The 13739-nt window shown below is 61.2% G+C and carries 10 protein-coding genes; 9 read left to right on the top strand and 1 reads right to left on the bottom strand.

Annotated features, from left to right (window positions below; all coding sequences use genetic code 11):
* The first annotated feature begins 24 nt into the window (after positions 1 to 24).
* The 8 genes from dnaE (at position 25) to ispD (ending at position 11455) form a co-directional block, all read left to right on the top strand.
* A complete protein-coding gene (gene dnaE / locus ACIPQ1_RS09655) occupies positions 25 to 3546 on the top strand; it encodes a DNA polymerase III subunit alpha (RefSeq protein WP_250965426.1) in 3522 nt (1173 codons plus the stop codon).
* A 149-nt stretch (positions 3547 to 3695) separates the two neighbouring features.
* Positions 3696 to 4643, top strand: coding sequence for an acetyl-CoA carboxylase carboxyltransferase subunit alpha (locus tag ACIPQ1_RS09650; protein WP_053182408.1), 948 nt, complete (start codon positions 3696 to 3698; stop codon positions 4641 to 4643).
* 132 nt (positions 4644 to 4775) lie between these two features.
* Positions 4776 to 6101: a tRNA lysidine(34) synthetase TilS gene (gene tilS / locus ACIPQ1_RS09645; protein ID WP_446534012.1), complete on the top strand. Its 1326-nt coding sequence runs from the start codon at positions 4776 to 4778 to the stop codon at positions 6099 to 6101.
* Between the two features lie 274 nt (positions 6102 to 6375).
* Positions 6376 to 8007: a CTP synthase gene (locus tag ACIPQ1_RS09640; RefSeq protein WP_003184880.1), complete on the top strand. Its 1632-nt coding sequence runs from the start codon at positions 6376 to 6378 to the stop codon at positions 8005 to 8007.
* Positions 8008 to 8011: 4 nt separating this feature from the next.
* Positions 8012 to 8857 carry a 3-deoxy-8-phosphooctulonate synthase gene (kdsA, locus tag ACIPQ1_RS09635; RefSeq protein ID WP_053118876.1) on the top strand — a complete coding sequence of 282 codons (846 nt, stop codon included), beginning with the start codon at positions 8012 to 8014 and terminating at the stop codon, positions 8855 to 8857.
* 154 nt (positions 8858 to 9011) lie between these two features.
* Complete coding sequence (gene eno, locus ACIPQ1_RS09630) at positions 9012 to 10301, top strand: phosphopyruvate hydratase (RefSeq protein WP_013692387.1); 1290 nt, start codon at positions 9012 to 9014, stop codon at positions 10299 to 10301.
* A gap of 171 nt (positions 10302 to 10472) precedes the next feature.
* Complete coding sequence (ftsB, locus tag ACIPQ1_RS09625; protein ID WP_003184873.1) at positions 10473 to 10751, top strand: cell division protein FtsB; 279 nt, start codon at positions 10473 to 10475, stop codon at positions 10749 to 10751.
* The gene (ispD, locus tag ACIPQ1_RS09620) at positions 10748 to 11455 is read left to right on the top strand and encodes a 2-C-methyl-D-erythritol 4-phosphate cytidylyltransferase (protein WP_250965186.1); all 708 of its coding nucleotides are present in this window, start codon (positions 10748 to 10750) and stop codon (positions 11453 to 11455) included. Before ftsB ends, ispD begins: the two co-directional genes overlap by 4 nt.
* A 167-nt stretch (positions 11456 to 11622) precedes the next feature.
* Here the strand turns inward: ispD and ACIPQ1_RS09615 are convergent, their stop codons facing one another.
* A complete protein-coding gene (locus ACIPQ1_RS09615) occupies positions 11623 to 12519 on the bottom strand; it encodes a LysR substrate-binding domain-containing protein (RefSeq protein WP_186705509.1) in 897 nt (298 codons plus the stop codon).
* Positions 12520 to 12626: 107 nt separating this feature from the next.
* Here ACIPQ1_RS09615 and ACIPQ1_RS09610 point away from each other — a divergent pair, with 107 nt between their 5' ends.
* A complete protein-coding gene (locus ACIPQ1_RS09610; RefSeq protein ID WP_060738985.1) occupies positions 12627 to 13739 on the top strand; it encodes an S-(hydroxymethyl)glutathione dehydrogenase/class III alcohol dehydrogenase in 1113 nt (370 codons plus the stop codon).

Here is a 13739-nt window from a genome sequence, read left to right as displayed (position 1 = left end):
TTCATGACTTAACGCAGGATCACTATGCCGGCTTCATTCGTTCATCTACGCCTGCACACTGAATACTCCCTGGTCGACGGTCTGGTGCGGATCAAGCCCCTGGTCAAGACCCTGGTGGGCATGAACATGCCTGCCGTGGCGGTCACCGACCAGAACAACATGTGTTCGCTGGTCAAGTTCTACAAGGCTGCCATGGGCGCCGGGATCAAGCCGATCTGTGGCGCGGACCTGTGGCTGTCAAACAAGGACCCGGACGCGCCGCTGAGCCGGATCAGCCTGTTGGTGATGAACGCCCTTGGTTATCGCAACCTCACCGAGTTGATCTCCCGCGGCTTTATCGACGGCCAGCGCAACGGCTCGATCATCATCGAGCGCGAGTGGGTGGCCGAGGCCAGCGAAGGGCTGATTATGCTGTCCGCGGCCAAGGAAGGTGAAATCGGCCTGGCCCTGCTCAGCGGCAACCCCGAGGAAGCCGAGACCCTGGCCCGCGACTGGATGGCGGTGTTCCCGGATCGCTTCTACATCGAAGTGCAGCGCACCAACCGCCCCAATGACGAAGAACACCTGCACGCCGCCGTGGCCCTGGCCGACAAGATCGGCGCGCCGCTGGTGGCGACCAACGATGTGCGGTTCATCAAGCAGGAAGATTTCGAAGCCCACGAAACACGGGTTTGCATCGGAGAGGGCCGCGCCCTCGACGACCCGCGTCGGTCAAAGAACTACAGCAATCAGCAATACCTCAAGAGCGCCGAGGAAATGGCCGAGTTGTTCAGCGACCTGCCCGAGGCGCTGGAAAACACCGTCGAGATCGCCAAGCGCTGCAACATCGAAGTGAAGCTGGGCAAGCACTTCCTGCCCAACTTCCCGATTCCCGATGGCATGACCATCGATGAATATTTCCGCAAGGTGTCCTTCGACGGTCTCGAAGAGCGCCTTAGCGTCCTGTTGCCCAAGGACACCACCGAAGACTACGAAGCCAAGCGCCAGGTCTATGTCGATCGGTTGAATTTCGAACTGGATATCATCATCCAGATGGGCTTCCCCGGTTACTTCCTGATCGTGATGGACTTCATCCAGTGGGCCAAGAACAACGGCGTGCCGGTGGGTCCTGGCCGTGGATCGGGTGCCGGGTCCCTGGTGGCCTACGTGCAAAAGATCACCGACCTCGACCCGCTGGAATATGACCTGCTGTTCGAACGTTTCCTCAACCCGGAACGGGTCTCCATGCCCGACTTCGACGTCGACTTCTGCATGGACGGTCGCGACCGCGTGATCGACTACGTGGCCGAGAAGTACGGCCGCAACGCGGTGAGCCAGATCATCACCTTCGGTTCCATGGCCGCCAAGGCGGTGGTGCGTGACGTGGCGCGGGTGCAGGGCAAGTCCTACGGCCTGGCGGATCGCCTGTCGAAGATGATCCCGTTCGAAGTCGGCATGACCCTGGAGAAAGCCTACGAGCAGGAAGAAATCCTGCGGGACTTCATCAAGGTCGACGAAGAGGCCGCGGAAATCTGGGAGATGGCCCGCAAGCTCGAAGGCGTGGTGCGTAACGTCGGTAAGCACGCCGGTGGCGTGGTGATCGCGCCGACGAAGCTGACGGACTTCTCGCCGATCTATTGCGACGAAGAAGGCGACGGCCTGGTGACCCAGTTCGACAAGGACGACGTCGAGGCGGCAGGCCTGGTGAAGTTCGACTTCCTCGGCCTGCGGACCTTGACGATCATTGACTGGGCGCTGAAGACCATCAACCGCGACCGGGCCAAGGTCGGCGAAGAACCGTTGGACATTGCCTTCATCCCGCTGGATGACAAACCGACCTACAGCCTGCTGCAAAAAGCCGAAACCACGGCGGTGTTCCAGCTTGAATCCCGGGGCATGAAGGAGCTGATCAAAAAGCTCAAGCCCGACTGCCTGGAAGACCTGATCGCACTGGTGGCCCTGTTCCGTCCGGGCCCGTTGCAATCGGGCATGGTGGATGACTTCATCAACCGTAAGCACGGTCGCGCCGAGCTGGCCTACCCGCACTCGGATTATCAGTACGAAGGCTTGAAACCGGTATTGGCACCGACCTACGGCATCATCCTGTATCAGGAACAGGTGATGCAGATTGCCCAGGTCATGGCCGGTTACACCCTCGGCGGCGCGGACATGCTGCGCCGGGCCATGGGTAAGAAAAAGCCCGAGGAAATGGCCAAGCAGCGCGGCGGTTTCATTGAAGGTTGCGCGACCAACGGCATCGACCCTGACCTGGCCGGTAACATTTTCGACCTGGTGGAAAAATTCGCCGGCTACGGCTTCAACAAATCCCACTCCGCCGCCTATGGCCTGGTGTCGTACCAGACCGCGTGGCTGAAAGCGCATTACCCGGCGCCGTTCATGGCGGCGGTACTGTCGGCGGATATGCACAACACCGACAAGGTCGTGACCTTGATCGAAGAAGTGCGGACCATGAAGCTGCGCCTCGACGCGCCGGACGTGAACGCTTCGGAGTTCAAGTTCACGGTGAACGACGAGGGCCGGATCATCTATGGCCTCGGCGCGATCAAGGGCGTGGGCGAGGGGCCGGTGGAAGCCATCACCGAAGCGCGCCAGGATGGGCCGTTCAAGGATCTGTTCGATTTCTGCGCGCGGGTTGACCTCAAACGCATCAACAAACGCACCCTCGACGGTTTGATCCGCAGTGGCGCCCTGGACCGGCTGGGCCCTTACTTTCACGATGAGCCGAAGGCCTACCAGGCCAACATCGACCGCAACCGCGCGGTGCTGCTGGCGGCGATGGAAGAAGCGATCAAGGCCGCCGAACAGACCGCCCGCACCCACGACAGCGGCCACGCCGACCTGTTTGGCGGGCTGTTCGTCGAGGAGGACGCCGATGTCTACGGCAACCATCGCAAGGCCAAGGAGCTGACGCTCAAGGAACGTCTCAAGGGTGAAAAAGACACCTTGGGCCTGTACCTGACCGGTCACCCGATCGACGAATACGAAGGCGAGATCCGCCGTTTCGCCCGCCAGCGCATCATTGACCTCAAGCCGGCGCGCGACACCCAGACCGTCGCCGGCATGATCATCGCCCTGCGGGTAATGAAGAACAAAAAGGGCGACAAGATGGGCTTCATTACCCTCGACGACCGCTCCGGGCGTATCGAGGCGTCACTGTTCGCCGATGCGTTCCATTCGGCGCAGTCGTTGTTGCAGACCGACGCGATGGTGGTGGTGGAAGGCGAGGTCAGTAACGATGACTTCTCCGGTGGCCTGCGGCTGCGGGTCAAGCGGGTGATGAGCATGGAGGATGCCCGCACCAACCTGGCCGAGAGCCTGCGCCTGAAGTTGCAGACCCAGGATCTGAAGGGTGATCAGCTTCGCTGGTTGGGCGAGTTGTTCAAGCGCCATCGCGGTGCTTGCCCGATTACCATGGAGTACGTACGCCCCGATGCCAAGGCCGTGCTGCAGTTCGGCGAAGGCTGGCGGATCGATCCGGCGGATGCGTTGATTCAAGCCTTGCGTGACCAGTTCGGCAAAGACAACGTCTTCCTCCAATACCGTTGACGGCCAGGGGCGACTGTTGAAAGCGGAAAGCCCCTGATCTCGACCCGAATTTTTAATCTCGACCTGAACGCGCCTCTCCCTTAAGGTAGGCGCGAATAGACAACCGGCCGGCCCAAGCTCTCTTGGACGTCGACCCTAGACGGACGCCTATGAACCCGAATTTTCTAGATTTCGAACAGCCGATCGCCGACCTGCAAGCCAAGATCGAAGAGTTGCGCTTGGTCGGTAATGACAATTCGCTGAATATCGGCGATGAAATCTCTCGTCTGCAGGACAAAAGCCGCACGCTGACCGAAGACATCTTCGGCAAGCTGACCAGTTGGCAGATTGCCCGCCTGGCGCGGCACCCACGTCGTCCCTACACCCTGGACTACATCGACCACATCTTCACCGAGTTCGATGAGCTGCACGGCGACCGTCACTTCTCCGACGACGCCGCGATCGTCGGCGGCGTTGCTCGCCTGGACGACCAGCCGGTGATGGTCATCGGTCATCAGAAAGGTCGCGAAGTGCGTGAGAAGGTACGCCGCAACTTCGGCATGCCGCGTCCGGAAGGCTACCGCAAGGCGTGCCGCCTGATGGAAATGGCCGAGCGCTTCAAGATGCCGATCCTGACTTTCATCGACACCCCGGGTGCCTACCCAGGCATCGATGCCGAAGAGCGCAACCAGAGCGAAGCGATTGCCTGGAACCTGCGCGTCATGGCGCGGCTGAAAACCCCGATCATTGCCACCGTGATTGGCGAGGGCGGTTCCGGCGGTGCGTTGGCCATCGGTGTCTGCGACCAGCTGAACATGCTGCAATACTCCACTTACGCGGTGATCTCGCCGGAAGGCTGCGCCTCGATCCTGTGGAAAACCGCCGAGAAGGCGCCGGATGCCGCCGAAGCCATGGGCATTACCGCCGAGCGTCTCAAGGGGCTGGGCATCGTTGATAAAGTGATCAACGAGCCAGTGGGCGGCGCCCATCGCGACCCAGCCGCAGCCGCCGCACTGATCCGTGCGGAGCTGAGTTCGCAGCTGTCGATGCTCAAGAAGTTCGACAACGACGCGTTGCTGACCCGTCGCTATGAGCGGTTGATGAGCTACGGTCTCTGATCGAACTGCAACACCCATGTGGGAGCGAGCCTGCTCGCGAAAGCGGATTAACATTCAACGGATGAGTTGACTGATACACCGCTTTCGCGAGCAGGCCCGCTCCCACAGTTGTTTGTGACAAGGCTGAAACCCATGAATGCAAGCAACGATCTGCCAAGCCGCCTGCTGACCCAGCTCATTCCCTGGCGCAACGCCGCCGCCTGGCGCATCGCCTTCTCCGGTGGCCTCGACTCCACCGTCCTGTTGCACCTGCTCGCGACCCTTTCGCAACACCACGCCTTGCCCGCGCTGAGCGCCATCCATGTGCATCACGGCCTTCAGGCTGTGGCCGATGCGTGGCCGGAGCATTGCCGTTCGGTCTGTGCGGCCCTGGGCGTGCCATTGGACGTGGTGCATGTGCACGTGCGTCCCGGCGCCAGTGTCGAGCGCGCTGCTCGCGAGGCGCGCTACGCCGCCTTCGTCGCGGCGATCGGCAGCCATGAAGTGCTGCTCACCGCCCAACATCGTGATGATCAGGCAGAGACTCTATTGTTTCGCCTGCTGCGGGGGGCGGGGGTGAGGGGGCTGGCGGCGATGCCACGGCAACGTCCATTGGGCCAGGGGCATCTGCTGCGGCCGTTGCTCGATGTGTCCCGCGTGGAGCTGGAAGCCTATGCGGCGCAGCAAGGCTTGAGCTGGATCGACGACCCGTCCAATGACGATCACCGGTACGCGCGCAATTACTTGCGCCAGCGGGTTTTTCCGATGCTGGCCGAGCACTGGCCGCAAGCCTCGTCAACCCTGGCTCGCGGCGCAGCGCACATGGGCGAGGCCCAAGGCTTGCTGGACGACTTGGCGCGGATCGACCTGGCCCAGGCCGCCATCCCGTGTGCGTTCGACTGGCTTGGGTTGCAATCCCTGGCGCTGGCGCCTTTGCGGGCGTTGTCGCCGGCCCGTCAGCGCAATGCCTTGAGCCACTGGCTGGCGCCGCTGACCCTGCTGCCCGACAGCGATCACTGGGCGAGCTGGGATTCGTTGCGCGATGCCGCGGACGATGCCCGGCCAGTCTGGCGCCTGGCCGGCGGCGAGTTGCACCGGGCCGGCGGGCGGGTCTGGTGGTTATCCGACCACTGGCTGTCTTCGCCGCCAGGCGCCGTCGATTGGGCGGATCCGGCGGTTGCGCTGCGCTTGCCGGGCAATGGTCAGCTGGTGCTCAACGGCAAGCCGCCTGCGGGAGCGCTTAGCGTGCGCTATCGTCAAGGCGGCGAGGTGATGGTGCTACCTGGCCGTGGTCATCGTGATCTCAAGCGTTTGCTCAACGAAAAGGGCGTGCCGGCGTTCGTTCGCGACCGATTGCCGCTGCTCTATCAGGGCGAGCAATTGCTGGCGGTGGCCAACCTGGCCGGCCTCGATGCACAGGCTGATGGCAGTTGGCAATTGATCTGGACGCCAGGAAACCAAGATCTGGGTTTGAGCTGAAAGGGGCTTTCCGGTAGACTACGCTCCCTTCTTGATACAACTTCTGTGGATTCGCCTGAATTGCAGGAGTTGCCGATTACCAAGCAGTCTTTGCTGGGCGATTCCAAAAAATGTGTAGCGAGCAACGTACCGGTGATTTCACTTCCGGTCTGTCCCAACGCGGCGGTTTTTTTGAAAGGTGCACTGTGATTAATGCAGGTGATCGGGGGCTTCGGCCTTCCTTCGCTTTCCCCGGCGGCTCGGACCGCTTTAACGCAGACTTCTAGGGTTTTTCATGACGCGCTACATATTCGTCACGGGCGGTGTTGTTTCTTCATTGGGGAAAGGCATTGCCTCGGCTTCATTGGCGGCCATCCTGGAGGCGCGGGGACTTAAGGTCACCATGCTCAAGCTGGACCCGTACATCAACGTCGACCCGGGCACCATGAGCCCGTTCCAGCACGGTGAAGTGTTCGTCACCCACGACGGCGCCGAGACCGACCTGGACCTGGGCCACTACGAGCGGTTCATCCGCACGACCATGACCCAGAACAACAACTTCACCACCGGCCGTGTCTACGAGCACGTCCTGCGCAAAGAGCGTCGTGGTGACTACCTGGGCGCGACCATCCAGGTCATCCCGCACATCACCGACGAAATCAAGCGCCGCATCATCAAGGGTGCCGGCGACGCCGACGTGGCGATGGTGGAAATTGGCGGTACCGTGGGCGATATCGAGTCCCAGCCATTCCTCGAAGCCATCCGCCAGTTGCGTTTCGAAATCGGCGCCAAGCGCGCGATGCTGATGCACCTGACATTGGTGCCGTACATCGCCACCGCCGGCGAAACCAAGACCAAGCCTACCCAGCATTCCGTCAAGGAACTGCGTTCCATCGGCCTGCAGCCGGACGTGCTGATTTGCCGCTCCGATCACCCGATCGACATTTCTTCGCGCCGCAAGATCGCCCAGTTCACCAACGTCGAAGAGCGCGCGGTCATAGGCCTGGAAGACGCTGACACCATCTACAAGATCCCGGGCATCCTGCATTCCCAAGGCCTGGACGACTTCGTCGTCGAGCGTTTCGGCCTGCAGTGTGCCGGCGCCGACCTGTCCGAATGGGACGCCGTGGTCGATGCCAAGCTCAATCCGGAACACGAAGTCACCATCGCCATGGTCGGCAAGTACATGGAGCTGCTGGACGCCTACAAGTCGCTGATCGAAGCGATGAGTCACGCCGGTATCAGCAACCGCACCAAGGTCAACCTGCGCTACATCGATTCCGAAGACATCGAGAACCAGGGCACCGGCCTGCTCGAAGGCGCCGATGCGATCCTCGTGCCGGGCGGCTTCGGCCTGCGGGGCGTGGAAGGCAAGATCACCGCCGTGCAATACGCTCGTGAAAACAAGGTGCCTTACCTGGGGATCTGCCTGGGCATGCAAGTGGCGGTCATCGAGTTCGCCCGTAACGTGCTGGGCTGGAAAGACGCCAACTCCACCGAATTCGATCGCGCCAGCGGCCATCCGGTCGTCGGCCTGATCACCGAGTGGGAAGATGCCACCGGCGCCGTGGAAGTGCGTACCGAAAGTTCGGACCTGGGCGGCACCATGCGTCTCGGTGCCCAGGAGTGCCTGCTCGAAGCCGGCTCCAAGGTGCACGATTGCTACGCCAAGGATGTGATCGTCGAGCGTCACCGTCATCGCTACGAAGTGAACAACAACCTGCTGCCACAACTGATCGAGGCCGGCCTGAAGATTTCCGGTCGTTCCGGTGACGGCGCGCTGGTGGAAGTGGTCGAGTCCCCGGACCATCCATGGTTCGTCGCCTGCCAGTTCCACCCCGAGTTCACCTCGACGCCACGGGACGGTCATCCGTTGTTCAGCGGTTTCGTGAAGGCCGCTTTGGCTCAACACCAGAAAAAGGCATAAGACGATGGCCCAGAAAATCATCCGCGTCGGCGATATCGAGATTGCCAACGACAAGCCCATGGTGCTGTTCGGCGGCATGAACGTACTGGAAAGCCGCGACATGGCGATGCAGGTCTGCGAGGAGTACGTGAAGGTCACCCAGAAACTGGGGATCCCTTATGTGTTCAAGGCCAGTTTCGACAAGGCCAACCGCTCGTCCGTGACGTCCTACCGTGGCCCGGGCCTGGAAGAAGGCATGCGAATCTTCCAGGACATCAAGCAAGCCTTCGGCGTGCCGATCATCACCGACGTCCACGAGCCTGCCCAGGCCGCGGTCGTCGCCGAGGTCTGCGACATCATCCAGTTGCCGGCCTTCCTGTCGCGCCAGACCGACCTGGTGGTCGCGATGGCCAAGACCGGCGCGGTGATCAACATCAAGAAGGCCCAGTTCCTCGCGCCCCAGGAAATGAAACACATCCTGAGCAAGTGCGAAGAGGCTGGCAACGACCAGTTGATCCTCTGCGAGCGTGGTTCGAGCTTCGGTTACAACAACCTGGTGGTGGACATGCTCGGCTTCGGCATCATGAAGCAGTTCGAGTACCCGGTGTTCTTCGACGTGACCCATGCGTTGCAGATGCCTGGTGGTCGTTCCGACTCCGCTGGCGGTCGTCGCGCCCAGGTCACCGACCTGGCCAAGGCCGGTATCAGCCAGTCCCTGGCAGGGCTGTTCCTCGAGGCCCACCCCGATCCGGACAACGCCAAGTGCGACGGCCCTTGTGCCTTGCGCTTGAACAAGCTGGAACCTTTCCTGTCTCAGCTCAAGTCCCTGGATGAGCTGGTCAAGGGTTTTCCGACGATAGAAACCGCGTAACGCGGTTTTCTCCGGTAAAGTACCGCTCGATAAACGCTCTGGCCTGCGGGCCGGGCGTTATCGTCGGCAAGCCTGCCCGCTGCTCTCTACCCGCCGACGGTAAAAGATTTCCTCTCGCTGCGTCGTTTTCGTCAACTTTGGAGTGTTTACAACAATGGCAAAAATCGTCGACATCAAAGGTCGTGAAGTTCTCGACTCCCGTGGCAACCCCACTGTTGAAGCGGACGTGCTTCTCGACAACGGCATCATCGGCAGCGCATGCGCGCCGTCCGGTGCTTCCACTGGCTCGCGCGAAGCGCTGGAGCTGCGTGATGGCGACAAGAGCCGTTACCTGGGCAAGGGCGTGCTCAAGGCCGTTGCCAACATCAACGGTCCGATCCGCGAACTGTTGCTGGGCAAGGACCCTGCCGACCAGAAAGCCCTCGATCATGCGATGATCAAGCTCGACGGTACCGAGAACAAAGCCACCCTGGGTGCCAACGCAATCCTCGCCGTGTCCCTGGCCGCCGCCAAGGCTGCCGCCCAGGACCAGGACCTGCCGCTGTACGCGCACATCGCCAACCTCAACGGTACTCCAGGTGTCTATTCGATGCCGGTGCCGATGATGAACATCATCAACGGCGGCGAGCATGCCGATAACAACGTCGACATCCAGGAATTCATGGTGCAGCCGGTTGGCGCCAAGACCTTCTCCGAAGGCCTGCGCATGGGCACCGAGATTTTCCATCACCTCAAGGCCGTGCTGAAAGCCCGTGGCCTGAGCACCGCCGTTGGCGACGAAGGCGGTTTCGCACCGAACCTGGCGTCCAACGAAGACGCGCTGAAAGTGATCTCCGAAGCCGTGGCCAACGCTGGCTACAAGCTGGGCACCGACGTCACCCTGGCCCTGGACTGCGCCGCCAGTGAGTTCTACGAAGACGGCAAGTACAACCTGTCCGGCGAAGGCCAGGTGTTCACCGCCGAAGGTTTCGCCGACTACCTCAAGGGCCTGACCGAACGCTACCCGATCATCTCCATCGAAGACGGCCTGGACGAGTCCGACTGGGCCGGCTGGAAAATCCTCACCGACAAGATCGGCGAGAAAACCCAGCTGGTGGGTGACGACCTGTTCGTGACCAACACCAAGATCCTGAAAGAAGGCATCGACAAGAAGATCGCCAACTCGATCCTGATCAAGTTCAACCAGATCGGCACCCTGACCGAAACCCTGGAAGCCATCCAGATGGCCAAGGCTGCCGGCTACACCGCCGTGATCTCCCACCGCTCCGGTGAAACCGAAGATTCGACCATTGCCGACCTGGCCGTGGGCACCGCGGCAGGCCAGATCAAGACCGGTTCGCTGTGCCGCTCCGACCGCGTTTCCAAGTACAACCAACTGCTGCGTATCGAAGAGCAGTTGAATGGCAAGGCCAAGTACAACGGTCGCGCCGAGTTTCGCGGTTAAGCGGTAAATGGTAAAAAGACAGCGGGTTAGGTCGTAAAGGTCGCCATGACGGCGGTTTTGCCTCTAACCTGATGCCTTATCAAGCACAAGCCTGGGTTCTCCAGGCTTCGTGCTATCAGACGCTTCAAAGTTTGGCATGGCGGTCTTTTTTCACTGGATACCTGATATTCGATGCGCAGTCCCAATTGGTTGTTTCTTGTCTTGCTCCTGTTGCTGGCCGGCCTGCAGTACCGCCTGTGGGTGGGTAATGGCAGCCTGGCGCAAGTGGCCGACCTGACTCAGCAAATTGCCGATCAACACGCTGAGAACGAGGCGTTGCTGGAGCGTAATCGGGTGATGGATGCCGAAGTGACCGAGTTGAAAAAAGGCATGGAGACCGTTGAAGAGCGGGCTCGTCATGAATTGGGCATGGTCAAGGAGGGCGAAACCCTCTACCAGTTGGCCCAATGAGCATTCGTCTACCGGCCTTCTGGGCCGTGATTCCTGCCGCGGGCGTTGGTGCCCGGATGGCCGCCGACCGTCCCAAGCAATACCTGCAGTTGGGCGGACGGACAATTCTCGAACACAGCCTCGGCTGTTTCCTCGATCACCCTACCGTCAAGGGGGTGGTGGTCAGCCTTGCCCACGACGATCCTTACTGGCCGACCCTGGCCTGCGCCAACGACACACGCATCCAGCGCGTCGACGGTGGCGAGCAGCGTTCGGATTCGGTACTCAATGCCTTGTTGCATCTTCACGAGCAGGGCGCCGATGATTTCGATTGGGTGCTGGTGCACGACGCCGCCCGGCCCAACCTGTCCCGGGACGACTTGGACACATTGCTTGGCGAGTTGGCGAACGACCCGGTTGGCGGCTTGCTGGCCGTCCCGGCGCGGGACACCCTCAAGCGCGTCGACAAGCATGGCCGTGTGCTGGAAACCGTTGATCGCAGCGTGATCTGGCAAGCCTACACGCCGCAGATGTTCCGCCTCGGTGCCTTGCATCGGGCCCTGGCCGACAGCTTGGTGGCGGATGCGGTGATTACCGACGAAGCCTCTGCCATGGAATGGGCGGGGCAGGCGCCTCGGTTGATCGAAGGGCGCTCGGATAACATCAAGGTCACCCGGCCGGAAGACCTGGAGTGGTTGCGTCAGCGGTGGGCGAATCGGCATTAAGCTGGATCTGTTTGCTCATTGGATCGTCATCGTCTGGGCCGGCGCCATCGCGAGCAAGCTCGCTCCCACAGGGTTTATCGTCGAATGATGGACGTGTGTTCACACCGGTCCACTGTGGGAGCGAGCTTGCTCGCGATGACGTCACCCCAGGCAACGAAGAACTCTAATCATCCCCGATATTCAGGCCGCTCAGCCAACCCCCCCTTCAAATAATCCACTAACTTGCGCACCTTGGGCGATAGGTGCCGCTGCTGCGGATATAGCGCCCAGACGGCCGTATTCGGCGGTTGATGCGCTTCCAGCAGCGAGATCAACGCACCGCTGTGCAAATGTTCCAGCACGTAATAGTCCGGCAATTGGCACAAGCCCACCCCTTGCAGCGCTGCATCGAGCACCGCTTGCCCACTGTTGCAGCGCCAGTTTCCCTGGACTCGCTGGGAAAACTCCCGCCCGTTCTGCTCCAGTTGCCAGATGTCGGAGCTGCCGATCAGGCAATTGTGGCGGCTCAGCTCCGACACGCTATGGGGGCGGCCGTAGCGTTCCAGGTAAGAGGGTGAGGCGCACAGGTACATGCGTCGCGGTGCCAGGCGCGTGGCGACCAGGCGCGAGTCCTGCAAGCGGCCAAGGCGAATCGCCAGGTCCAGGCCTTCATGCACCAGATCCAGCGGGCGATTGCTCAGCTCGATGTCGACCCGCAGCTGCGGATAAAGCCCCATGAACCGCGTCACCAGCGGCACGATAAACCGCTCGCCATAGGCCACGGCACAGGTCATGCGCAGCATGCCCTTGGGCTCACTGGTCAGGTCGCCGACGGCTCGCAGTGCTTCCTCGCGTCCGTCCTGCAGGCGCTGGCAATGCTGCAAAAAGGTTTGTCCGGCTTCGGTCAGCGTCACGCGGCGGGTACTGCGGTAGAGCAAGCGCGTCTGTAGACGCTCTTCAAGCCGTACGATTTGTCGACTGATATGGGAAGACGACACCCCGAGGCGTTCGGCGGCGGCAGTGAATTGGCTGCATTCGGCCACGGCGACAAACTCGTCGATGCCTTCCCAGCGGTTATCAGACATGCAGGATTATCCCTATGCAGCAATAATGTTTTGCTTTTGGCTGGATTATTCATTGTCCGGCGGAGGATTACACTCCCGGTCTTGTTTTTATTTGCTGGAGAATCCGGATGATCAAGTCGCGCGCTGCCGTTGCCTTCGAGGCCAAGAAACCCCTGGAAATCGTTGAAGTCGACGTGGCCATGCCCAAGGCGGGCGAAGTGCTCTTGCGCGTGGTGGCTTCCGGCGTCTGCCACACCGATGCCTACACCTTGTCGGGCGCCGACCCGGAAGGAATCTTCCCGTCGATCCTGGGCCATGAAGGCGGCGCCATTGTCGAAGCCATCGGCGAAGGCGTGACCTCGGTGGCGGTGGGTGACCATGTGATCCCGCTGTACACGCCGGAGTGCGGCCAGTGCAAGTTCTGCAAGTCGGGCAAGACCAACCTCTGCCAGGCGATTCGCGCCACCCAGGGCAAAGGCCTGATGCCGGACGGCACCTCGCGCTTTTCCTACAAGGGCGAGACGATTTTCCACTACATGGGCACCTCGACCTTTTCTGAATACACCGTGCTGCCAGAAATCTCCGTCGCCAAGATTCCAAAAGAAGCGCCGCTGGAAAAAGTCTGCCTGCTGGGGTGTGGCGTCACCACCGGCATCGGCGCGGTGCTCAACACCGCCAAGGTCAAGCCGGGTGACACCGTGGCGATCTTCGGCCTGGGCGGCATCGGCCTGTCGGCCGTGATCGGCGCCGTGAAGGCCAAGGCCGCGCGCATCATCGCCATTGACATCAACCCGGCCAAGTTCGAAATCGCCAAGCAACTGGGCGCCACCGATTGCGTCAACCCGAAAGACTTCGACCGTCCGATCCAGGAAGTCATCGTCGACATGACGGACGGCGGCGTGGACTTTTCCTTCGAGTGCATCGGCAATGTCCAGTTGATGCGTGCCGCCCTGGAGTGCTGCCACAAAGGTTGGGGCGAGTCGGTGATCATCGGCGTGGCCGGGGCCGGCCAGGAAATCGCCACCCGTCCATTCCAGTTGGTAACCGGGCGCGTCTGGCGCGGTTCGGCCTTTGGCGGCGTGCGTGGTCGCAGCGAGTTGCCAAGCTACGTGGAAATGGCCGAGAAGGGCGAGATCCCGCTGGATACCTTCATCACCCACACCATGGGCCTGGAAGATATCAACAAGGCGTTCGACCTGATGCATGAAGGCAAGAGCATCCGTACCGTAATCCATTTCTGA

Source organism: Pseudomonas sp. LARHCG127, assembly GCF_052871455.1.
This window is presented reverse-complemented; position numbering and strand designations above follow the sequence as displayed.

Coding starts and splice junctions, on each gene's coding strand:
- kdsA (WP_053118876.1), top strand. CDS start 8,012: ATGGCCCAGAAAATCATCCGCGTCGGCGATATCGAGATTGCCAACGAC.
- ACIPQ1_RS09615 (WP_186705509.1), bottom strand. CDS start 12,519: ATGTCTGATAACCGCTGGGAAGGCATCGACGAGTTTGTCGCCGTGGCC.
- dnaE (WP_250965426.1), top strand. CDS start 25: ATGCCGGCTTCATTCGTTCATCTACGCCTGCACACTGAATACTCCCTG.
- eno (WP_013692387.1), top strand. CDS start 9,012: ATGGCAAAAATCGTCGACATCAAAGGTCGTGAAGTTCTCGACTCCCGT.
- ftsB (WP_003184873.1), top strand. CDS start 10,473: ATGCGCAGTCCCAATTGGTTGTTTCTTGTCTTGCTCCTGTTGCTGGCC.
- tilS (WP_446534012.1), top strand. CDS start 4,776: ATGAATGCAAGCAACGATCTGCCAAGCCGCCTGCTGACCCAGCTCATT.
- ACIPQ1_RS09640 (WP_003184880.1), top strand. CDS start 6,376: ATGACGCGCTACATATTCGTCACGGGCGGTGTTGTTTCTTCATTGGGG.
- ACIPQ1_RS09610 (WP_060738985.1), top strand. CDS start 12,627: ATGATCAAGTCGCGCGCTGCCGTTGCCTTCGAGGCCAAGAAACCCCTG.
- ACIPQ1_RS09650 (WP_053182408.1), top strand. CDS start 3,696: ATGAACCCGAATTTTCTAGATTTCGAACAGCCGATCGCCGACCTGCAA.
- ispD (WP_250965186.1), top strand. CDS start 10,748: ATGAGCATTCGTCTACCGGCCTTCTGGGCCGTGATTCCTGCCGCGGGC.